Raw genomic sequence first — 21,098 nt, forward strand, 5'->3', positions numbered from 1 at the left:
ACTCAAGCCGCGCCCCTTTCCTCCCTGAACAGATAAAGCGCCTCCTGTATGGGCCGGTCGGAAAAAGAGAACAGGACGCTGTCCTCGTCTGCCTCGTGCTGGACGTGATGCCACGACGGGACGACAAAGATATCCCGCTTGCTCCACTCCACGACGACGTCATTTCCAATCCGGCTGCGGCCCCGCCCTTCGATGGGCACAAAGACGGTCGCGTCGGTTGAGCGGTATGGTGCCGTCGAAAACCCTTTGACCAGCAACTGAGTGAAGGTAGCCATCGTCGCCATCGCATACTTCCCGTTGTTCGGGTTGACATACCTCATCTTCAACCCATGACAGGGATCCCACGCATTCGCGCGACGCATCCGCTCCAGCGCTTCGCGTGTCCGGGCATAAGGATAGTTGAAGATCGGCGAGGTTCCACCGACGGGATGATAGTCAACCGGCAGCAGATTGGCGCCGTAGCGGACGTCACTGTCGCCGACTGGACGCGTAATCGATTGCTCGTCCTCGCCAAGATGCTCGGCAAACGAGGCGTCCACAAACTGCACCACAGGTATGTCCAGACCGTCCAGCCAGAAAATAGGCCTGTCGCTTTCGTTGCCGTGATCGTGCCATGCCATCGGCGGCGTGATAATGAAGTCCCCTTCGTTCATCAATGTCCGTTCGCCATTCACCGATGTGTGAGCGCCACCGCCTTCCAGTACAAAACGCAGGGCTGTTTGCGCGTGACGGTGCGCGGGCGCGACCTCGCCGGGAAGGACCAGCTGCACCCCCGCATACAGATCGGTTGTGATCTTCGATTGACCACGCAGGCCTGGGTTCTCCAGCACGAGCACGCGCCGTTCGGCTTCCTTTGCCGTAATGATCTCGCCCGCCTCCATCATGGCCGCGCGGACGTCCGCGAATCGCCAGTGTGCCGGCTCGCATTTGCTGCGTGGCTCAGGCGTGATCAGATCGTTCAACGAAGTCCAAAGCGGCGCGAGGTTCTTCTGGCCGATTCGTTCGTAAAAGGCCTCGCGCTCGGGTGTCTCCATCACACTCAGCTTTTCAGAGTTATCAGCCACCATTTCCCCCGTTCTCTTCCGACTCAATCCCGCGTTTATTGAAGATCCGCGCAGGCGCTGTTTCCTTCAACGCTGCGACTGCAATGGCTCCGGCGCAGATTGTCCAAAGCGGCATGGTCACTGCATGCTCGATGCCGAAATGCTTGGCCAGATAACCGGCGTACGCAGGTGCAACGCCACCGCCAAAAACTTCGCCAATACCGATGATCATGCCCGACGCCGTGGACATCAATTGGACCGGCACGGCTTCAGCCGCGACCGGACCAACCGTCAGTGTGATCAGGCTATACAGGCAACCCATCGCGATCATCAGGCAGATGAACAGCGCAACAGGTGAAGCGCCAGTCCGCAGGAAAATCCATAGCGACAGAAATACGCCCGCCGCAGAGGCCAGCATGACCGGCTTGCGGCCAACGCGGTCTGAAAGGGCCGGCAGTACGAGCGCGCCGATCGCCCCGCCAAAGCCTAGCGACGAAAGAATGAAACCCATCTGCTGTATGTCGAGATGCAGATAGTCAACAAGATAATTGGGAAACAGCGCTGCAATGACGATCTGGCACGCGAGCCAGCACAGCATGCAGATGATGCCAAGCGGTACATTGCGATAGCGAAATACCTCATACCAACGATGGTGGGCCGCGTCATGCGTCGCGGTGTGTTTCGCAATTTCAACCGGCGATGGTCGTCGCAACACCCGTTGCGCGAGGAACGCAACAATGAGACCCGGAAATGCGACGAGCAGAAAAATCCACGGCCAGTTCATCACCTTGAGAAGCTGCGTCACCACAATCGGGGTGAGACCAAGTCCGAGCAGAGCCGGCATCATTTGCTGGATCCCGACGTTGCGTCCGTGTCGGCTTGGGGGCGACGCATCCATGGTCGCAATGATGCTGGCCGGTGTGAAGGCGCCCTCGGCCACACCCATAAATGCGCGGATGGCAATCAGGCTGCCGACGCCGGTTGCGAGTCCGCCAAGACCCGCAAGCAACGAAAACCCAACCATCGCCGGCACAATGACTCTCTTGAAGCCGATCCTGTCTGAGAGATTCCCTGTCAGGAGCGCGGACAAGCCCCACGCGAGCGCCAATGCGCCTGTGATATGCCCGAGATCCTGATAGTCGAGCTTCAGGTCGCGCATCAGTACCGGCATCAACGGCACGATCAGGAAGCGATCGATGCCGACAAGTCCCATGCCGAGAGCCATCAGCGTGACAGCCTTCCATTCATAGCTTTTTGACGACTCAACCTGCAACGGTGCCGCCGTTGAGGGCGTCAGCGGAGGAGTAACGTTCATTCGAAATCCTTCTGGTTTGATGGCATCGCACGTTCGAACGCCGGCAAAGCAAGCGCCCCGTCCGAAATTCGCTTCAGGATGGGAAAGGGACTCATATCCAGATCGAAATTACGCGCATTGACTACCTGCGGAACGAGACAGATGTCCGCCATGGTGACGCTGTCACCGTGGCAAAATCGCCCTGTCTCGGGACTGGTTGCAAGCATCCCTTCGATGGCCTCAAAACCGTCCGCTATCCACCGGTTGTACCAATCCTTGATCGCGTCTTCTGATTGATGAAGTGTTTTGCGCAGATAGTTGAGAACGCGCAGGTTGTCGATCGGATGGATATCGCAAGCGACAATTTGCGCCAGCGCGCGTACGCGTGCACGCCCGGCCGGATCGGCCGGTAGCAATGGGGGATTTGGCCGCGTCTCATCAAGGTACTCAAGAATGGATAGCGACTGAATCAGTACCTGTCTATCAATGGCCAGCGTCGGCACAAGTCCCTGAAGATTCAACTTCAGGTAGCCTGGCGCCCGCTGCTCGCCGCGCCGCAGATGATGAAACGCATCCTCATAGGCTATCGCCTTGAGATTGAGCGCTATCCGGACGCGAAATGACGCGGAAGACCGGTAGTAGCCGTGGAGTGTGACAACAGCGTCGGGTCTCTCCGACATCCCCGAATGGTAAGGATCGGCTGACGCCGAAAGTTCATTGATCATTTCCGTCTCCTCCAACTTGTGTTGTCACTAACTATCGACGCTGCCGTGATCACTGTCCAACGATAAAAATCGACCGTGTGATCTCGACAAGTGATTACCAGCTAGCTGGACTCAACTCGCATTCGTCATGTGAGTTTCGTAACGCTAACTATCTTTGAACACCGACGGAGACGGACGCCGACAATAAGAGCGAAGGCCGTTGCTCCTTAGGCAACGGCCCCACGGGCTTACCGCTCTATCGCATATACACTGAGCCGATTGTCAACTGAAGAAACGCCAGGCACGCTTTTGGCGACGTCTTCAGCGCGATCTACCTGAGCGCTCTTCGGTACAGAACCAGACAACGTTATAGCGCCGCCCTTCGCGTAGACAAATAACTGGGTCATGTCGATCCCTTTTGCCTTCGCCATTGCAGTTCGCACAGTTTTTGCGAGCTTACGGTTTGCAGCTCTGATCGCCTTTGCGTTCGGCGCGCTCGCTGCAAATCCGGACGCAACCCCCGCGCTGTCGTTGCCGTCCTGCGCGAATGCTGTCGACGGCGCGATAGTGGCGGCCAATGCGGCTACCAATCCCATCTGTACGATTGCTCTCATCCTGCTTCTCCCTTAGAACGAATGCCGCACGCCAATCTGCACGCCGGTCTGACTGCTATCGGCGGATGCCGTCCTATAAGCAGCAGACGTACTGTTGTAGGAATCGAAGTTAAGCGCTGAATGACGCGAATAACCCACTACCACGTACAGATCGGTGCGCTTTGATAACAGGTAGTCGCCGATGGCCATAACCTGCTGTGGGCTGGCAGGTCTTGTCACCTCACCGTTTGCTCCAGTCGCTGTCTGAATGCGGTCGTAGTAGTACGCGAGGGTGAGCATCTTGTCGACCGCGAGCAGATAGCGCGTCGCCACCCAGAAGTAATCGTCGCGTGCGGCATAGCCGGCGAGTGGATCGTTCTTTCCATACCGATAGCCGCCCATGAACTTGAATGCGGCGGTTGAAAAGGTGATACCGATAGCGGCCTTTTCGAAACGTGCGTAGTTTCCGCCAGTACCTTCCGAGCGATGAAGATTGTCGTATCCGAGGCTTACGGAGAGCGTGCCGATGTCGTATGCTGCGGCACCGCCATAGCCCGATCCGTTCGAGAACTGCCCTGCGAGATTGCTGAAGGAATAGTGCCCCGTCAGCGTCACCGGTCCGAAAGCGTTCTTATATTTGACGACGTTGCTTTCCCAAAGGTTGGATCCAACTTCCGCAACGACCGGTTCGTATGTACCCGAGAGGTCAGTCGGTGACGACGGATAGAGTGCATCGACGAGAGACGTGTACTGTCGGCCAAAGCGTAGCGTGCCGGCCTTCGGTGACGTCAGACCGATCCACGCGCTCCGGCCAAAAAATTCCTGCATCAGCTCGCCGCCAGGAATCAGAAAACCGCTCTCGATCTGAAATTCCGCCTTCAGACCACCGCCAAGATCTTCATTGCCGGTCAGCCCCCAGCGGGAACCACCGGAGCGCGCTCCATCCGCCATTGACCAACGGTTTCCGCTTGTCGCAGGCTGGCCGGGATTGATTGGCCAATGATTGGTGAACTCGATTGCAGTGTCGAGAATGCCATAGAGCGTTACACTCGATTCAGCATGTCCACACACCGCAAACGTACCGGCCAGCAGGCCGGCGCACATCTGCCTCTTCATCAAAAGTCCCCTCCTCTTAGAATTGCCACATCGAAACTCTTTGTCTCCTGCGTATTCGTTTTTTGTAGCGGGCACTCTCTGCGTCGCATGGAAGTTGCGAGCAAACTTGCTTTTTAGACGAAGGTAAATAGCGGAGCGCGAATCCAGATTTACTTTCTGCCAATTGAGATTCGGTATTTTTATTTATTCAGTAATACTGCCAATATGATCGACAATTTTTTCACACAGCAAATTGGCTTAATACACAGCCTCCTCCGATTCCAGACGAAAAGATTCGCCCGGACATTGAAAGATGCCGGTCTTGAAGGATTTTTTTTCACCGATGGTCCACGCGAGAACCGATGCATCAATCATGAGGAGACTTCAGAACTTTGTCGCCTCCGCTTTTTGCGTCTCGCATTGATGCAGACTATCGAGGTTCCGGTAATCGCTGTCTAACGATTAAAAATAACTACGTGATCTCGATACCTGATCACGGGCATTCAAAGTTCGGAGAGAGGAACCGATACGGTCTATCGGCCCAGTGGTTGGAGAAGCAGTTGGCCGGCGACCTCGGTTGCGATCTCACGAAAGTTCACGACCGCTGGATTGTCCGTATTGGGATTCCATGCGGCGATCAACTCATAAGGCGTAAGCAATTCGTCAAGAGGTATGTAGATGACGTCGTGTTGCTGGACGCGCGCAACCCACTGAGGCACCAGCGTAACGCCGAGGCCCGCGCTAACGAGCGCGAGGAGCGTGTGAAGCTGTTCGGCTTCCTCTACGATGCGAGGCGCAAAGCCGGCCGAGGCGCAGCACGCAACGATAATCTCCAGAATCCGGCTGTTCATTCTTCGTGGAAACAGAACAAACGGCTCACTCGCCAGTTCGGCGATCGAAAGCGTCGACCGTACGGCAAGCGGATGACCCTGCGGGACGGCTGCAATCAAGGGGCCTGCCGCAAGTTCTGCAGACTTGAGAGCATGACCAGGCGACGGCGAGGGCATGATTCCTATGTCGATGACTGACGTCCTGATCGCCTCGATCTGCGCGCTCCGATCGAGTGGATGCAGCGTTAATTCGACTTGTGGCCACCTCTGGCGAAAGTCTCGAAGTATCGGCGGCAGGATGGACCACAGAACGTTATCGACAAAGCCGATCGCCAGCCGCCCAACAGTCCCATCTGCCGACGCACGCGCACGGCGCATCGCCTCATCTGCCCGACGCAGCAGATCACGCGCTTCAGGTAAAAATATCTCTCCGGGCACAGTAAGCCGGACGTTGTGGCGTGAACGCTCCAGCAGCGAAAATCCGAGCTCTTCTTCGAGGAGTTTCACCTGATGACTCACGGCTGACTGCACAACGTGCATACGCTGAGCGGCCCTGCCGAAATGCAGTTCCTCGGCGACTGCCATGAAATACCGAAGTCTACGCAAGTCCATGATGAGCGCGCGCCATGAGGTTACGAAAGTCCCATCGAAGTTCCGCGCCTTGAGGCGCTTTCCTCAAGCAATGAACCGTGGTCGATGTATGGCGCCTCGCCAGGCGGTTTGCGGAAGCAATGCTTCCGCAAACCGGCCGACCGGAACTAGCGGGTCGCATCGAGTACGAGTTTGCCGCGCGCATGACCAGTCAGGTTTCTATGCAAGGCATCAGCGGCGCGCGACAGCGGAAAGACCGTCTCAACTTCGACCACGAGTTCGCCCGAATCGAAGTGTGCTGCAATTGCGCTCAACTGCCTGCCGTCGGAGCGGGTTGCGAAATGCTTCGCCACCACACCTGCACGCCTTGCGCGTTCGGCGTCCGGCGGGCTGACCGGCGACACCAGGACGCCGCCCGGCTTTAACAACGACCAGGAACGATCCTGCGTTTCGCCGCCAATCAGATCCAGCACGACGTCCACGGACGACACGCTCTCTTCGAAGCTGTCACTCCGGTAGTTGATGACCTGCGTCGCACCAAGCCGTTTGACGTACTCGAGATTGACCGACGACGCCGTTCCGATTACCTCCAAACCGGCGATTCTGGCCAACTGCACCGCCATACTGCCAACGCCACCCGCCGCGCCGTAAATCAGCACGCTCTGACCCGGCTTGACACCAGCGTGCTCGTGCAACGCCTGCCATGCGGTCAACGCGGCCGCCGGCACCCCTGCCGCTTCAAACATTGAGAGCTTTTTCGGCACTGTAGCAAGGCGTTCAACTGAGGCGACCACCTTGGTGGCGTAGCCGCCGACAATAGCAAAGAAACCAAAGACGTCGTCACCCACGGCGAAGTCCGTGACCCCAGCGCCCAACGCGGAAATCGTTCCCGACACCTCAACGCCGGGGGTGTAAGGCAATGACAGCGGCAGGAAGGCTTTCATCCTGCCCTCGAGAATTTTCCAGTCCACTGGGTTGACGCCGCTCGCCGCGACATCGATCAACACCTCGCCTTCGCCCGGGACGGGGTCGGGAATGTCTTCCAGCGTCAAACGTTCGGGCCCGCCATAGGCGTAGGCACGTATAGCCTTCATGGGTAACTCCTGATTGAACGATCGTACATAGGCAAGCGCTCTGACGTGTCAGATCACAGAGAGCAGGCCGCCATCAACCAGCAAAGCGATACCGGTGACATAGCTCGACATGTCCGAACCAAGCCACGCGACAGCGTCGCCTATTTCTGACGGCTGCCCCAGGCGGCGCAACGGCGTGCGTTGCCGAAAACCCTCCGAGGCTGCGGCAATGCCGGGATTCGTGCGCAGCAAGTGCGTGTCGATCGTGCCGGGGCAAATCGCGTTGACGCGAATGCCGTCGGGGCCGAGCGCATCCGCGAGGGCCTTGGCCATCAGCACGACGCCACCCTTGCTGGTGGAGTAAGCGACGGTCATTCCAGCGCCTGCGATACCCCCCATGCTCGCCATCAGCACGATACTGCCAGGCTTGCCGCGCGCCTTCATCTGCCGCGCCGCGGCTTGCGCACCGAAAAGGGCGCCATCAAGATTGACCGCCATCAACCGCCTGTAGTCGCTTTCGGCCACCTCGGGACCGTCCTCGCGAAGCGTGATGCCGGCGTTGCAAACCATCACGTCGACGCCGCCGAACTCAGCCGCTGCACCAACCAGCGCGTCGACTTCCGCGTGCTGCGTCACGTCCGTGCGCTGAAACCGCGTGGGCACGCCGAGCGCTTCAATCTCGGAGGTGGTCGGCGCACCGCCCTCATGCGGGGTATCTGTGACGTCTGAGACGATCACCGCCTTCGCACCGTGCCGCGCCGCACTAATCGCAATGGCCCGACCGATTCCGCTGGCCGCACCCGTGACCAGCACGATCTTGTTCCTGAGAATGTCGCTCATTGTGGAATCCTTATAAATAGGTAAGCTTAACTGCATGTAATTGACGAATGGTCTAGTGGTATGTAGCTCGCATCGCTGCGCCACTACGTAGGTTCATTCCGTTCCGCGCGCTTGCGTCTCACCGCCAGAAAAAGCACCGAGTTGCTGCATCAGCGAGAAGAGATTGGCCACACCCCAATGCTCAGCGATCTTGCCATTACGCACGCGCATCGCGTCGACGGTTTCAAAATGGATCTTTCGACCGGTGGGCGGCACGCCAAGGAAAACGCCTTCGTGTGTGCCGTGATAAGTCTTGTACGTCGTTACCAGATCCCCGTCGGCGACCTGCCAATGGATGTCCGCGTGGAAGTCGGGGAATGCGGCTCGCAGCGCGTGGTAGAGGCCGCGTGCGCCGTCCTTGTCTGGCGTACAGTTCGGTTGCGGCGTGTGGTCGACGAAATCGTCCGCGAACAGTTCTTCGAATACGTCGAAGTTGCCGCTACCTTGTACCTCCTCGGTATTACGACGAACTACAGCCTTTGCCTCTTCGCTTGCGTTGCTACGGGTCATGTCATGCTCCAGAAAAGTAGAATTGCGAGTGTTTCAGTTCACAGCTCACCTTGATCGAACTCATAGTTAGCATAACGATCTATTGTGTCGATACGCTGGGCAATGGTGCCCAGCTCACTCAAAGACTTGCCGGAAAAGACGTTAGCCGAACAGCTTCGCCGCCGTTTTCGCCACCAGCTCACCCTGATGGCGGGCGCCGGCCAGATCGATCTCGCTTGGCTGACGCGAGCCGTCGCCGGAAGCGACGGTGGTAGCGCCATAAGGCGCGCCGCCAACGATCTCGCTCATGTTCATCTGCCCCTGATGGCTATACGGCAGGCCGACGATAACCATACCCAGATGCATCAGGTTCGTGATGATCGAGAAAAGCGTGGTTTCCTGACCCCCATGCTGGGTGGCAGTCGACGCAAACGCGCCGCCAACCTTGCCGTTCAGCGCGCCACGCATCCACAAACCACCAGTCTGATCGAGGAACGCAGCCATCTGCGACGACATGCGTCCGTAACGGGTTCCGGTCCCCACTACGATCGCATCGTAGTTCTCGAGGTCGGCGACTGTTGCGACCGGAGCCGCCTGATCCAGCTTGAAATGCGCGCCTTTGGCGACTTCTTCAGGCACCGTTTCCGGTACGCGCTTGACGTCGGCTTGCGCGCCTGCACTGCGAGCGCCTTGTGCGACGGCCTCTGCCATCTGCTCGATATGTCCGTACGACGAATAGTAGAGAACAAGAACCTTAGCCATCGCAATCTCCTTAGGGTAATGAAGCGGGCCATCATGGCGCCGCAGGTGTGCAACAGGTGTACTGCTGGAACGACTCAGGATCGTTCCAAACATCGTTATTGCGTGATACCCGCGACCGGCAACTCGCGACGGTTGTCAAAGCTGAATGCGCCCGCGCCATAAGCCACAACCTGGAGCAAACCGCCGGCCATTGCGACGTTCTTGAGAAAGTGGAACATCTGGTTCTGGTCGCCGAGCGCGTGGTGGAAGATCAGCGCGGTAATAATTGAATACACTGCTAGCAGCGCGGCAACGAGTCGCGTGCGATAGCCGACGATCAGCAGAGCGCTACCAACCAGCTCGAGAGCCATCGAGCCAAGATAGCCGACGAGCGGTGCGGGCAAACCGAGCGAGCCGATGTAGCCGATGGTCGCGCCAGGTGCTGTGAGTTTGCTAAAGCCGCTCACGAGAAAAATGGCGGCGATGAGAATGCGCCCAATTAGCGGCAGGGTCTGGTAAGAATTTACAGAGCTTGAGTTCATGATGGGTTCCTTAAGTTCAAAAAAAGAGGCAAAGACAAATGAGACTACTTGAGTGATTACCGGATACGGCCGCGAAAGCGAAGCTGTTCGCCAATCCGGGCGATCTGAGCTTCTCCCGCTTGCAGCGCGGCCTCTGAGGTGTGAACCGAGTAGTAACCGAGCACGAGGTCATGCGGGTGCTTTACTGCGGACGCGAAAATGAATTCAACGTCGGTGTCTGCGGTGAAGTCGAGTGCGTCTTCGGACTCGTTGAAGACCGCGAGTTCGCTGCGCAGACGTTCGCCTGCAACACGAAGCGTGCCTCGATGTACGTGGGTGAAGGCAACGCTATGTCCTGCCGGCGGAACATAGCGCCACTGCTCGCCTGCGTTGAGCCGTACATGCAGATAGTTGATCCCATCAGGAGCCGCTACCGGGCTGTGTGCGTCTCTGTAGCTGCCGAGAATCACGCGCGCCGGACCCACATGCGGGATGGCTTGCGCGGGAAGATACTGAGTTTGCGGTTCCCCATTTTCGATTGCACGCGGCAACGCCACCCACATCTGGTAACCGTGAAAGCGCTTGTGGTCCGCGGGACTGGCGTCGTGCCAGATGCCGTTGCCCGCATTCATCCATTCGACGCTGCCGGCGGACAGAACACCCGACGCGCCCGTTGTGTCCTCGTAACGCAGGTTGCCAGAGAGCAGAACCGTGATCGTCGCGATGCCCGAATGCGGGTGCATTGGAAACAGTGCGTCGCTCGACGGCGTGAAATCGAAGTAGTCCAGGAACACGAAAGGCTTGATCAGTTCGCCCAATTCGGCGGGGCTCACGATGCGCGTGACCGGCCCATGCCGGCGCCCCTGCGTACGCGCAACGATGACGCGCGACAGACTGGCTGACCGGCCTACGGGAGTGGCCGCTTCAAGTAGATCAGTGGCGAGTGCCATGGCAATTTCCTTGTGGAGATGACATGACCGAAGGTTAGAGCGTGGCCACCCCCAGCGGAAGCCAATATGTTTTAATGGAATCCATCGCCTTGACTTATAGGTCCCCTGCAACGAACCCTCTCCGCGTGGCAGTTTGCAGATGCCAATCGGTTCGCCGCCTACCCCGCTAACGATGACGCCTGTTCCTTCAACCCACGGGCACGCTCATTCCGCCATCGGCCATCACAACCGCACCAACGATGAAACTGGCTCGATCTGAAGCGAGGAATGCGACGATTTCCGCGATCTCATCCGCTTTCGCCGCCCGGCCAATCGGCGCGGCTTTCCCATGCTCTGCAAGAAAACCCGGACCGTCTTCCATGAAGTGATTCAGCAGATTGGTCACCACATCGCCGACGCCGATTGCGTTCACGCGGATACCGTGTTCGATAACCTCGAGCGCCTGAGTGCGGGTGAGCTGCGCCAAAGCACCTTTCGACGCCGTATAAGCAGAAATCCCTGGAAACGCAAAGAAAGAAGCGTACGAGGCGATGTTGACTATCGCACCGCTCTTGCGAGGAATCATCACCTTCGCTGCCTCACGGGAATGCAGGAATGCGCCAGTGACGTTCGTATTCATCTGCCACTCCCAGTCTTCGCGTGTCATCTCGACGAGAGGTTTGTACAGGATGCGACCGGCGTTGTTCACCAGTATGTCTAACCTTCCAAATTTCTCTACGGCAAGCGCCACCGCCGCTTCTGCGGCGCCATCCTCCGTGACGTCGGCCCGCAGTGGAACCAGTCCATCGCGACTGAGCTTTTCAACATCCGAGCTCACGTCTTCGGCGATAACCTTTGCACCTCTGGAATGAAGCAACAGAGCTATCGAACGACCAATCCCACTCGCCGCGCCGGTGACCAGCACGACCTTTCCTGCAACTTCATTGGGTGTTGGAATGATGTCGGGCATACGCTCTCTCCACAGTTGGTTGAACGACTTCCGTGCATCGATGTGATCGAAGAAGAAGACGTAGTAACCATGGTAGAGGGCTCAGCGCGGACGAATCGGTCATGCGCGCCAAAGGACTGGTTTTGTGTGCCACGGCCCGCATCGCTGTTCTCGCCGCGATGGAAGATCACAACGTGGCAGTTCCTCTGTCGCGGCGCAACGCGCCTGGCGTCTTGCCGAAACGGCTCTTGCAAACCTTGATGAAATGGGTCGAATCGACGAAGCCCGCACGCCGCCCTATCTCCGCGGTCGTTACCTGATCGAACAGGCGCGATCTCAGCATGCGTTCGGCGGTTTGAATTCGGGCGTCGATAAGTCGCCGGCCAAACGTATCGCCGTGCAATGCAAGAATGCGATGCAGGGTTCTCACGGATAGCCCAAGCGACGCGGCAACATCCATTGCGCTCAACTGCAACTCACTGCTACGTTGTTTGATGCAGTCGACAATGCGAACGTGCATGTCTCGGTGCGGAGCCTGCTCCTGTCGCGACGCTGTAATTTCACTCGTTGCCAGAGCGAGCAACGCACCGACGTGATCGGTCAGAATGTCGCTGCTCAGCGGCGCTGTAACCGCGCGCTCGGGCGTTAGCTGTGAGAGGTACGCCGATAGGGCCGCGCCCCATCCGGAATCGCCATCGATTCTCCTTCCCACGACAGACGCCGGATTCGGCAACCATGTCTCCACCCAGTCGATGGGCAACCCGAAACTCAACGCCAGCGCATTGTCCGGCCAATGAAAACGCTGAATGCGACGCGAGTCGGACAGGACGAGATCTCCGGCGCGTAACGAAACAACGGTCTGCTCGAAGACGAAACGCCAGGCACAACCGATACCCACCATCAGGTAATACTCTTCTTTGTTTTCGCAACATATATCATGGCGTGTGCGATACGCATCCTGCGTCGACCCACTGATCGAACTGACCCGCATGTTTCCTATTTGAGTCGAGGCGATCTCAGCAGAGAAGCCCGATCTTTTCGCGCTGTTGCCCGATACATGGATTAATTGCCTACACAATATATCCATGTACGCCTCGAACCTGCGCGCAGGCGAAAAGTCGCGCGTTGTCCAGCGAAAAATGCCGAGCGCCTCGTCATGCATTCTCACCTCCTGATCAACAGATCATCAGACAGCAAGTCTTGTGTGGAAGGCAACCGCCAGACGGCGCATCGATCCCGCTTGCGCTGCCATGTAACGACCTTGAATGGCGATCACAATTGCCATTTAAGGCCGGCCATTCGTCAGGCCGCGAACGTCAGTATTCGTTTGAGGTTTGCTTGAGTCGACCGAGGAACCAACGGCCTGCAGGGCCTGGCGGCGTATCTCGGCGATAGATCGCATACATGGCGATCGGCGGCGTTTGAGGCTGAAAGTTTTCGATTTGCAGCGGTACCAGATCCCCCGCAATCAGATCGGCCTGTACCATCGCTACCGGCATGTGCCCCCATCCGAGGCCGGCTCGCAAAAACGCATGCTTTGCGCCCAGATCAGATAATCGCCAGATCTGTGGAGAGAACACCCCGAACGACTTCCCATCGGTCAGTGGCGTGCGATCGGTCAACACAAGCTGCACATGTTCTTCTAACTCGCGCGACCGGATCACTCGTTTGAACGATGCCAAAGGATGCTTCGGAGCGGCAACGGTCACCATCGGCACATCGAGCAGCTTCTCGGCATCAACCGTTTCTGGCACGGCTGGCATGGAACCGCTAATGCCGAGCCTGCACGCGCGCTCCAGCACTCGCTGCACTACCGCCCCCAAAGCTTCGACATATAGGCGCAATGGCGTGTGAGGAAATGCATCACGGAACTCTCCAACGGCCACCGTGAGTGAGCTCATCGGATACATGACGTCCACCACGACAGAAAGCTCCGGCTCAAGTCCCTCCGCGATTGCTCGCGCCGTCGCCTTGAAGCCGTCCATGTCGCCGACGACGAGCCGCGCCTTTGAAAGCAGTGCAGCACCTTCCTCCGTCAAGCGCGGATAGCGGCCGCTCCGGTCGAACAATGGCACATTGATCTGGGCTTCCAGATTGGCGAGCGTCTGGCTCACGACGGACTGTGTCCTGCGAAGCTTGCGTCCTGCTGCTGAGAAGCTTCCTTCGTCCGCGGCAGCAATGAAGGTACGCAGCTGATCCATGGATACGCCGTCGAGCATATATCGATTTCCCGAATGGTATGGGTCGAGAAATATAGCCTTCCGAGTGTCGTGTCAAGTACATAAACACGGACTCGCCTGCCTCCGTCCGGCCTGGATTTACATAGCACACCGACAGGCCGGCAGGCAACCTGACGTGAGGCGTCGTGATCTGACTTCGAGATCACGATGTCTGTTTTCATCGTTGGACGCAGATGCAGCGCGCAACCATACTTCGTAGCACCTGACATGAGTGCAACCACGCCTGCACTCAAAGAACTGCCGGCACGGGATCATCGATCAGCGGCTATAGAACAAAGGAGTTGCCTTCATGCACATCGAGTTCGCTTTATCCACGCCGACCATACCAATCCAGGGCGGCGACTCCGTCTTTCCGGTTCGACGCATCTACTGTGTAGGCCGCAACTATGCCGCCCACGCTCGCGAAATGGGCTTCGACCCGAACCGTGAACCACCGTTTTTCTTCTGCAAGCCGGCAGATTCCATCGTGAACGTTCCGACTGGAACAACCGTTGAAGTTCCGTATCCGCCGAAGACCAGTGAGTACCACCATGAAATTGAACTGGTCGTAGCGATTGGACGCGCGGGAAATGACATCGCTGTCGAAGATGCGCTGACCTATGTCTTTGGATACGCGGTCGGTCTCGACATGACCCGGCGCGACCTGCAGTTGGCGCTGCGTGACAAGGGGCGGCCATGGGAACTAGGCAAAGCATTTGATCAATCGGCGCCCATTGCCCCGCTCCACAGAGCCAGCGAAGTCGGCCACATCGACCATGGCGCGCTCTGGGTAAAGGTCAATGGCGAGGATCGGCAACGCACAGACCTCAGCAAGCTCATCTGGTCCGTACCCGAAATCATCGCCAATCTGTCCACGTATTTCGAACTGCAGCCCGGCGATCTCATCTATACCGGCACGCCCGAAGGCGTCGGACCCGTCCACCGCGGAGACATCATGACGGGAGGGATCACCGGCCTGGGTGAGTTGAGCGTGAAGGTGCGCTGACCATGTCCGCAGAGGCGCAGCGTGGCCAGCCTGAAGCAGGAGCCGCACGTCATTTGAATTTCATTCGTACAACCAATAGGAGCGAGTCATGAAATACGCCACCCTGGCGGCGCCGGGCCGAGAGATACCTACGACAGACGCGCTGACGTTGATGCACGTCCCGGCAAAGTTCGACGTCACCCAATGGCCCCGGGAAGTCGAAGCATTTCTCCACAAGACCACCAATCCGCATCACCGGGCCATGTTAAAGAACTACTTTCGCCATTTGCTTCTGGAAGTGGCGGGATACTGGGATCAGATCATCGTCCCTGAATTGACCGTTAATGAGCCCATGTACCGTGTCGGCGACCGGCGTCAGATGCACGTGTTGACGGGCAAGGTCGCCGTCGAAGGCTTCTATCGCGAAGCCGCCGAAACACGCCAGAACGTGATGGGTGCGCGAACCATGAACATGGGTGTCGACGATTACGGTGTCACCACCGAAGCCGTATGGACCCACGTCGTACCCGGCGTGTGCCTGAAGGACCACGGCATCAACGCCGACCCTGCGGCGCACTACCTGATGACGCATCACCTCTTCCAGATCTTCACGTATACGAATGAGCCGAAGCCCAAGCTCATCGCCGAACGTATCTACGACGACCCGGAAAGCTACACCTATGAAAAGCTTGCACCCGCTGACGTCGTAACGCCGGAGATTGCCCGGGAACTGCTCGCCCCTTTTCTGGCTCGATCGACGCTGGACTGATGCCGACACGCCATCCAGATCACCGAACACCGGGACGCAGAAAATCTGCTATTCGATCATGCAGCGGGTAAGCGCGATCGCACCGCTACTGCAGACTTGAGATGAGGCCATGAAGACACTGATCGCATTGATCGCCGGTTTGCTGCTCGTGGTTGAGCCGAGCGCCGCGCCGGCGGTGAGCGAACCGACGCAGATCGCATCGCAATGGTACGAGGCCTTCTCACGCCACGATGCCAAACTGCTTGAGAAGATTCTGGCGCCGAACTGGGTCGACATCCCTTCTCCACCGACCGTTCCGTATCGTCCCGAGGCCGCAAAAGCGGCAATGGCCATGCTGACGAGTGCATTTCCCGACTTCGACATCAAGATCGAGGACATCATCCAGGAGGGAAACAAAGTGGTTGTTCGATCGACCATAACCGGAACACAGCGCCAGTCTTTTGCAGGGCTGCCAGCCACCGGACGATCGATGAAAATACAGGCCGTCGACATCCACGAAATCGAGAACGGCAAAATCGTTCGCACGTGGCACACCGAGGATTGGATGACCGGTCTTCGCGAACTGGGTCACCTGTCCCGATAGGTGATGCCGAGGCTACCGGCAATCATGCCCACCACACCGCCATGTACAACACTGTGTTGCTGCTCGACGCCACTCCACGCTTGTAGGTAAATTTCCGTACGACCGTGTTCGGTATGTGCGTACCGCATCGCCCCAACTGCGCGACAGTTGTGCGATGTCCGATGAGACGGCGATAAGTTTTATTTGTCGATGGCGACCGGAATTTCTTGTTGGACGTTGAATTTCGGCGATCGAATACTGGCCCGTTTGCGCTCGATGAAGAGAGATCATCGCGACAGCGTTGTTATAGATTCACAAACACGGTCCATAGCGGGGAGACACAATGCCGGCAGCAGGAAGATCAATCAATGTTCGCGAATTCATCGATGAGCGCAAAGTCAGTCCATTTCAATGGCTGGTCGGATTTCTCGCGTTCCTGATCATTTCACTGGACGGATGGGACACCGTTATTATCGGTTTTGCCGTACCGGAGCTAATCCGGGAATGGGGCGTCACCAAGCAGGCGTTGGCGCCGGTACTCAGCGCTGCATTGTTCGGCCTCGCGGTCGGCGCCTTTGTCGGCGGACCGGTGGCGGACCGGTTTGGACGCAAACGCGTCCTCGCCACCAGTGTTTTTATAATCGGCATGGGGACACTTGCCACTGCGTACGCAACATCTCTCGCGATGATGTTGCCAATCCGGTTTATCACAGGGCTCGGACTGGGCGCAGTCATGCCGAACGTAGTGGCCCTGTGGTCTGAGTACGTTCCGGAACGTCGGCGCTCCTTCCTCGTGACTGTTGTGTACAGTGGGTTCACCGTTGGCGCCGCCCTGTGCGGGTTCATCGCAGCCTGGATCATTCCGGCCTACGGATGGCGCACCATGCTCATGTTCGGCGGCGCACTTGCAATTCTTTGCGTGCCTCTTCTCGTAGTCTGGCTACCCGAATCAGTTGCATTCCTGACCGTCCAGAACAGACGTCCTGAAGTGATTCGCAAGATTCTGTCTGCTATCGGTCGTACGAACGTGCCTGCGGATGCGCAATTCTTCTTGCCGGCACAACCCGTGGTGAAAGGTGGCGCCATCGGGACAATCCTTTCGAAACGCTATGTAGCGGGCACGGTTCTCATCTGGCTTTGCTATTTCGTCGGGCTGTTCGTTACCTATCTGCTTTACAACTGGCTACCCACCATGGCGAAAGAGGCGGGATATACGAGCGCCGAGGGCGCCGTCATGGTGGGGGTTCTGAATTGGGGCGGCACACTGGGCTCGATTGCGATCGGCTGGTTGATGGATCGCTTCGATCGTTACTTTACGGTCGCCGTGAGCTTTTGCATGGCGGCCATTTCGCTCTGGGCAGTCCATAGCGTGGAGTCGACATTCTGGGCGTTGCAGATACTTGCATTCGCCTGGGGATGGTTCATTCCGGGAACGAATACAGGAATGAACGCATTGACAGCGCGCTTCTACCCGACCGTTGCCCGCTCCACCGGCTTGAGCTGGATGCATGCGTTCGGGCGATTTGGCGCCATTGGCAGCGCGTTTGCCGGCGCAGCAATCCTGAGTGCGGGCCTGGGGCTCGGCCAGATTCTCCCGATGATGGCTTTTGCGCCGCTGACAGGTGCGGTAGCCGTACTCATCATCGCGGGTCTCGTGAGGCGCTGGGCGCTCGCCGATGAGTCGGCGACGAAGACCGAGCCACCGACGGCTGAAATTTCGCCAAGCGCTTGAGGCGCCGTTAAACCTGGCGAACGGGGCATGCCACACCGACAAGCTCACCCGGTCAGGTTCGGTAAGGATCAACGGCGCTCTTTTCAACGTGGAATGTGTACTATCGCAAGGAGAATTCGACGCATAAGGCAGCTTGAAATTGACACGACGATCTACTTTGCTTGGCATCCAGCTACTCGGACAGGCTTCAATTTTTGCTACCTGTTTGCTGGGTGCCGCAGCTGCACACGCCGATTGTCGACTCAAAGCCGCAGCGCCACAGGATCTTGCACTCCCGTCGAAAATGCTGACTGCTTCGCCGGATATGCCCGTGGGTTCGACGATAGGATCGGTTCGCGTCGCAGCAGAGCGCGATATCCCGTTCGCCTGTAGTGGCACATCGAATGTACGCGAAGTAAAACTGACTGACATCTTCACGCCCGTGCCGGGCTTCAGCCGGGTGTTTGCTACCAACGTTATCGGCGTAGGTCTGCGTGTCAGCGCAAGCGGCGGAAATTTTGCGGGAATTGACGATACTTCCCGCCCCGTACCCTACAAAGTTTCAGTCCCCACGGAAGCGGACCGCCTAACCGGATTCGCACTCCAGGTGGACTTCGTCAAGACCGGTCCGATACAGGACGGCGTGCTCGCGGCGGGAAGACTACTGAGTGTTCGTGTTGGCGAGACTGAAATCGTCGATGTCGACATCCCGGTCAACGCCATCGTTTTCACCTCATACCAGTGCGACGTGGTACGTGCCAACGGCATGGTCGCCACAGGCATAGGCACGAGGGGCGCATTCTCCGAAGAAACCGTTGTAGTGCACAACGGCTGCAATCCGAACGTCAGTGTCATGATTCAATCGACTCAGATGTACGCCAATGGTTATTGGCCAAACCGTCCTCAAACGGATTCAGATCGGGGCCGCCCTGTGGGTGCCATCAGTGTGCGTGCTAACGCCTTCTCGCGAAATCCACCGGACGGAAGTTCCGCTGCCTTCGAGGGTGTTGGAGGTGATTTTGGAGGCAGTGCAACCGGCGCAATGGGCCGGTTCTCGAATTTTCGTCGGTAGCGCAAACAACGCGCACTACACATCTGCCGATGAGTTCGCGATGTAGCGTCGTGCCATCAAAGTAGAAGTGCAACGACTGGCGGCCGTTGTTCCGGGCTACGAAGCGACTGCTCAAATCCGATAAGCAGAACAGAAGTGAAGTGCGAGCGTTTTCGATAATCACGCTCCTCCCGCCATGGGAGAATCGTCACGTGAGCGAAGCCTTTTGCGGTGAGCGCCGCGCATGGCGAATTCACGGGAGACTGTGGCTTGCCGGAGCGATGCGTTCAGTGACAAACGCGCTTAAGGAGGCGTCTTCCGGCACACAAGAACATACACGCCAGCGACGTGCTTTCGGGTTGCATTCTCATGCGCCTGTCCAACGATCGAAGGCAAAAGCCAACATACGGTTCGGGCAATATCCATGTCAACCCATAAAGAGACGCCACAGGCTACGGTCGGCCCGTCCCCCACACACTCCCCTTCTCTCCCTCTCAGGTCCGCATTGCGCCGCTGGAACCTGCGGGTGCAGTGGACGATCGCCGCACTGAGCGCCATCGGCGCCGTCGCGGCAACGCGCTGGTACGGCAGCTATGGCGCCGTGTTGGGGCTGGTGCAGTTCCTGGTGATTTTCGGACTGTTTGGGGCCGGGCTCATTCACGCGATCTCGACCTTGCGTGCCCAGTTGAATGCGCTGTGCGATGGCGATCTGGTGCAGGACGTGTCTTTGCCTGGACGCGACGAACTGGCGGCACTGGGTGAACAGGCGCGCTTGCTCGCTTACCAGTTATCGCAAGTGGTTGCGCGCATCCGCAGTGAAGCCGAACTGATCGCAATGGGAGGCGCGCAGGCGACCCAACATGCCACGTTGCTATCGCAGCGTACCGAATCGCAGGCTGCCAGCCTGGAGCAGACACGTGCCTCGCTCCAGGCCTTGCTGGAGGCCGTGCGCTACAACAGCGATCAGACCCAGCAAGCCGATGAGGGCTCCGCCCGCGCGCATGCCGATGCGGTCGCCGGGCAGGCGGCGGTACGCGCTTCGGTCGAAAGCATAGAGCGCATCGAGCAACGTTCGCACGAGATGGGCGAGATACTCAGTGTGATCGACGGCATCGCATTCCAGACCAATATTCTTGCGCTTAACGCCGCAGTGGAGGCCGCCCGGGCCGGCGATTCAGGCCGCGGTTTTGCCGTGGTCGCGGCCGAAGTGCGGGCATTGGCGCAGCGAAGCGCGCAAGCGGCAGCGGAAGTCAAGAAGCTGATCCAGCATTCTCGCGACGAGGTGAGCGACGGGGTGCAAGCCATCGAAGGCAGCCGGAATTTGCTGACGCGCGCGGTCGACGCGGTCAGCAAGGTGGCCGCTTTGCTGCGCGACATCGCCCGGTCGAGCAGCGAGCAGACCACCGGCTTGCAGGAGATTGCCCAGGCAGTCGAGGTGCTGGACGACATCACCCATAGCAATGGCCAGATGGTCGGCGGGTCGGTGGAAACAGCGAGTCTGCTGCAAGCCCGTGCCGATCGGCTAAGCGACGGGGTGAAATATATCCGGCTGCGGCAGGGCTGTGCCAACGAGGCCCGGGCCATGGCGGAGCGTGCGGCCGCACTGGTCGACATCGAGGGGCCGGAAAACGCCGTGCGCCAATTTCACGACCCGAAGGGCGGCTTTCGCGATCGCGATCTCTACATCGTGGTTGCGGACCGGGACGACTATTTCCGCGCTTTCGGCTCCGACCCGAGCAAGGCCGGCAAGCTGCGCAAAGAGGCGCTTCCGGGCGACGACCAATCCGCGATCCGCGAGGCCAGCTGGCGCGCGGTCGAACAAGGCGGTGGCTGGATCGAATTCAACGGACGGCATCCGGTCACGAGGCAACCGGTGGAAAAGATCGGCTATATCGCGCCCGCGCTTGGCGGCCGCTGGGCAGTTCAATGCAGCGTCAACCGCGGCGATGGTTTGAAGCCGATTACGAGCGCTTGAGCGCGGCGCTAGCGAGTGATCATTCGTAGTCCCGCCTAATGCTGTCTCGTATCGCGCGGTGCGTGAAAGGAAGCCGATGGCCTGGTCCAGAACGA

21 protein-coding genes are annotated in these 21,098 nt (G+C 58.3%); 6 read left to right on the forward strand and 15 right to left on the reverse strand.

Annotation, left to right across the window (positions count from 1 at the left end):
• Positions 1–2: 2 nt before the first annotated feature.
• From gtdA to R8871_RS26635, 15 genes are all read right to left on the reverse strand, one after another.
• A complete protein-coding gene (gene gtdA / locus R8871_RS26565; protein WP_175053127.1) occupies positions 3–1,067 on the reverse strand; it encodes a gentisate 1,2-dioxygenase in 1,065 nt (354 codons plus the stop codon).
• Positions 1,057–2,358 (reverse strand): MFS transporter, encoded by a 1,302-nt coding sequence (locus R8871_RS26570; protein ID WP_175053128.1) that lies wholly within the window; start codon positions 2,356–2,358, stop codon positions 1,057–1,059. The genes gtdA and R8871_RS26570 overlap by 11 nt, the downstream gene beginning before the upstream one ends.
• Positions 2,355–3,017 (reverse strand): maleylacetoacetate isomerase, encoded by a 663-nt coding sequence (gene maiA / locus R8871_RS26575; protein WP_175053233.1) that lies wholly within the window; start codon positions 3,015–3,017, stop codon positions 2,355–2,357. The genes R8871_RS26570 and maiA overlap by 4 nt, the downstream gene beginning before the upstream one ends.
• 272 nt (positions 3,018–3,289) lie before the next feature.
• Positions 3,290–3,655, reverse strand: coding sequence for a BON domain-containing protein (locus tag R8871_RS26580; protein ID WP_175053129.1), 366 nt, complete (start codon positions 3,653–3,655; stop codon positions 3,290–3,292).
• Between the two features lie 12 nt (positions 3,656–3,667).
• On the reverse strand, positions 3,668–4,750 hold the full coding sequence (locus tag R8871_RS26585) for a porin (RefSeq protein WP_175053130.1): 1,083 nt from the start codon (positions 4,748–4,750) through the stop codon (positions 3,668–3,670).
• 512 nt (positions 4,751–5,262) lie between these two features.
• Positions 5,263–6,171 carry a LysR substrate-binding domain-containing protein gene (locus R8871_RS26590; RefSeq protein WP_281370254.1) on the reverse strand — a complete coding sequence of 303 codons (909 nt, stop codon included), beginning with the start codon at positions 6,169–6,171 and terminating at the stop codon, positions 5,263–5,265.
• A 146-nt stretch (positions 6,172–6,317) separates the two neighbouring features.
• On the reverse strand, positions 6,318–7,244 hold the full coding sequence (locus R8871_RS26595) for an NADP-dependent oxidoreductase (RefSeq protein WP_175053132.1): 927 nt from the start codon (positions 7,242–7,244) through the stop codon (positions 6,318–6,320).
• 48 nt (positions 7,245–7,292) lie between these two features.
• A complete protein-coding gene (locus R8871_RS26600) occupies positions 7,293–8,063 on the reverse strand; it encodes an SDR family oxidoreductase (protein ID WP_175053133.1) in 771 nt (256 codons plus the stop codon).
• A gap of 93 nt (positions 8,064–8,156) precedes the next feature.
• Positions 8,157–8,612, reverse strand: a complete 456-nt coding sequence (locus R8871_RS26605) for an ester cyclase (protein ID WP_175053134.1) — start codon at positions 8,610–8,612, stop codon at positions 8,157–8,159.
• A gap of 141 nt (positions 8,613–8,753) precedes the next feature.
• Positions 8,754–9,353, reverse strand: a complete 600-nt coding sequence (gene wrbA, locus R8871_RS26610; protein WP_175053135.1) for an NAD(P)H:quinone oxidoreductase — start codon at positions 9,351–9,353, stop codon at positions 8,754–8,756.
• Between the two features lie 95 nt (positions 9,354–9,448).
• Positions 9,449–9,874, reverse strand: a complete 426-nt coding sequence (locus tag R8871_RS26615; protein ID WP_175053136.1) for a DoxX family protein — start codon at positions 9,872–9,874, stop codon at positions 9,449–9,451.
• Positions 9,875–9,930: 56 nt separating this feature from the next.
• Complete coding sequence (locus R8871_RS26620) at positions 9,931–10,803, reverse strand: pirin family protein (protein ID WP_175053137.1); 873 nt, start codon at positions 10,801–10,803, stop codon at positions 9,931–9,933.
• 187 nt (positions 10,804–10,990) lie between these two features.
• The gene (locus R8871_RS26625) at positions 10,991–11,752 is read right to left on the reverse strand and encodes an SDR family NAD(P)-dependent oxidoreductase (protein ID WP_175053138.1); all 762 of its coding nucleotides are present in this window, start codon (positions 11,750–11,752) and stop codon (positions 10,991–10,993) included.
• A 166-nt stretch (positions 11,753–11,918) separates the two neighbouring features.
• Positions 11,919–12,893 (reverse strand): helix-turn-helix domain-containing protein, encoded by a 975-nt coding sequence (locus tag R8871_RS26630; RefSeq protein WP_175053139.1) that lies wholly within the window; start codon positions 12,891–12,893, stop codon positions 11,919–11,921.
• A 154-nt stretch (positions 12,894–13,047) separates the two neighbouring features.
• Positions 13,048–13,950 carry a LysR family transcriptional regulator gene (locus tag R8871_RS26635; RefSeq protein WP_175053140.1) on the reverse strand — a complete coding sequence of 301 codons (903 nt, stop codon included), beginning with the start codon at positions 13,948–13,950 and terminating at the stop codon, positions 13,048–13,050.
• A 310-nt stretch (positions 13,951–14,260) separates the two neighbouring features.
• Between R8871_RS26635 and R8871_RS26640 the strand changes: the two genes are divergently transcribed.
• From R8871_RS26640 to R8871_RS26665, 6 genes are all read left to right on the forward strand, one after another.
• A complete protein-coding gene (locus R8871_RS26640) occupies positions 14,261–14,956 on the forward strand; it encodes a fumarylacetoacetate hydrolase family protein (protein WP_175053141.1) in 696 nt (231 codons plus the stop codon).
• 88 nt (positions 14,957–15,044) lie between these two features.
• Positions 15,045–15,704, forward strand: a complete 660-nt coding sequence (locus R8871_RS26645) for a hypothetical protein (protein ID WP_175053142.1) — start codon at positions 15,045–15,047, stop codon at positions 15,702–15,704.
• A gap of 109 nt (positions 15,705–15,813) precedes the next feature.
• Complete coding sequence (locus tag R8871_RS26650) at positions 15,814–16,287, forward strand: ester cyclase (protein WP_175053143.1); 474 nt, start codon at positions 15,814–15,816, stop codon at positions 16,285–16,287.
• A gap of 322 nt (positions 16,288–16,609) precedes the next feature.
• Positions 16,610–17,998: an MFS transporter gene (locus R8871_RS26655; protein WP_175053144.1), complete on the forward strand. Its 1,389-nt coding sequence runs from the start codon at positions 16,610–16,612 to the stop codon at positions 17,996–17,998.
• 304 nt (positions 17,999–18,302) lie between these two features.
• The gene (locus R8871_RS26660) at positions 18,303–19,049 is read left to right on the forward strand and encodes a hypothetical protein (RefSeq protein WP_407673213.1); all 747 of its coding nucleotides are present in this window, start codon (positions 18,303–18,305) and stop codon (positions 19,047–19,049) included.
• 505 nt (positions 19,050–19,554) lie between these two features.
• Positions 19,555–21,003, forward strand: a complete 1,449-nt coding sequence (locus tag R8871_RS26665) for a methyl-accepting chemotaxis protein (protein ID WP_175053146.1) — start codon at positions 19,555–19,557, stop codon at positions 21,001–21,003.
• Positions 21,004–21,098: the final 95 nt, after the last annotated feature.

It is taken from the genome of Paraburkholderia sediminicola, assembly GCF_902859805.1.
Classification (GTDB): Bacteria; Pseudomonadota; Gammaproteobacteria; order Burkholderiales; family Burkholderiaceae; genus Paraburkholderia; species Paraburkholderia sediminicola.

What these genes read in the sequence shown, in the direction of transcription:
- R8871_RS26620 (WP_175053137.1), bottom strand. Translation starts at nt 10,803, where the DNA reads ATGGCACTCGCCACTGATCTACTTGAAGCGGCCACTCCCGTAGGCCGG.
- R8871_RS26605 (WP_175053134.1), bottom strand. Translation starts at nt 8,612, where the DNA reads ATGACCCGTAGCAACGCAAGCGAAGAGGCAAAGGCTGTAGTTCGTCGT.
- R8871_RS26625 (WP_175053138.1), bottom strand. Translation starts at nt 11,752, where the DNA reads ATGCCCGACATCATTCCAACACCCAATGAAGTTGCAGGAAAGGTCGTG.
- R8871_RS26570 (WP_175053128.1), bottom strand. Translation starts at nt 2,358, where the DNA reads ATGAACGTTACTCCTCCGCTGACGCCCTCAACGGCGGCACCGTTGCAG.
- R8871_RS26590 (WP_281370254.1), bottom strand. Translation starts at nt 6,171, where the DNA reads ATGGACTTGCGTAGACTTCGGTATTTCATGGCAGTCGCCGAGGAACTG.
- R8871_RS26645 (WP_175053142.1), top strand. Translation starts at nt 15,045, where the DNA reads ATGAAATACGCCACCCTGGCGGCGCCGGGCCGAGAGATACCTACGACA.
- R8871_RS26600 (WP_175053133.1), bottom strand. Translation starts at nt 8,063, where the DNA reads ATGAGCGACATTCTCAGGAACAAGATCGTGCTGGTCACGGGTGCGGCC.
- R8871_RS26655 (WP_175053144.1), top strand. Translation starts at nt 16,610, where the DNA reads ATGCCGGCAGCAGGAAGATCAATCAATGTTCGCGAATTCATCGATGAG.
- R8871_RS26630 (WP_175053139.1), bottom strand. Translation starts at nt 12,893, where the DNA reads ATGCATGACGAGGCGCTCGGCATTTTTCGCTGGACAACGCGCGACTTT.
- R8871_RS26615 (WP_175053136.1), bottom strand. Translation starts at nt 9,874, where the DNA reads ATGAACTCAAGCTCTGTAAATTCTTACCAGACCCTGCCGCTAATTGGG.
- wrbA (WP_175053135.1), bottom strand. Translation starts at nt 9,353, where the DNA reads ATGGCTAAGGTTCTTGTTCTCTACTATTCGTCGTACGGACATATCGAG.
- R8871_RS26585 (WP_175053130.1), bottom strand. Translation starts at nt 4,750, where the DNA reads ATGAAGAGGCAGATGTGCGCCGGCCTGCTGGCCGGTACGTTTGCGGTG.
- R8871_RS26580 (WP_175053129.1), bottom strand. Translation starts at nt 3,655, where the DNA reads ATGAGAGCAATCGTACAGATGGGATTGGTAGCCGCATTGGCCGCCACT.
- R8871_RS26650 (WP_175053143.1), top strand. Translation starts at nt 15,814, where the DNA reads ATGAAGACACTGATCGCATTGATCGCCGGTTTGCTGCTCGTGGTTGAG.
- R8871_RS26595 (WP_175053132.1), bottom strand. Translation starts at nt 7,244, where the DNA reads ATGAAGGCTATACGTGCCTACGCCTATGGCGGGCCCGAACGTTTGACG.
- gtdA (WP_175053127.1), bottom strand. Translation starts at nt 1,067, where the DNA reads ATGGTGGCTGATAACTCTGAAAAGCTGAGTGTGATGGAGACACCCGAG.
- R8871_RS26660 (WP_407673213.1), top strand. Translation starts at nt 18,303, where the DNA reads ATGCCCGTGGGTTCGACGATAGGATCGGTTCGCGTCGCAGCAGAGCGC.
- R8871_RS26640 (WP_175053141.1), top strand. Translation starts at nt 14,261, where the DNA reads ATGCACATCGAGTTCGCTTTATCCACGCCGACCATACCAATCCAGGGC.
- R8871_RS26635 (WP_175053140.1), bottom strand. Translation starts at nt 13,950, where the DNA reads ATGCTCGACGGCGTATCCATGGATCAGCTGCGTACCTTCATTGCTGCC.
- maiA (WP_175053233.1), bottom strand. Translation starts at nt 3,017, where the DNA reads ATGTCGGAGAGACCCGACGCTGTTGTCACACTCCACGGCTACTACCGG.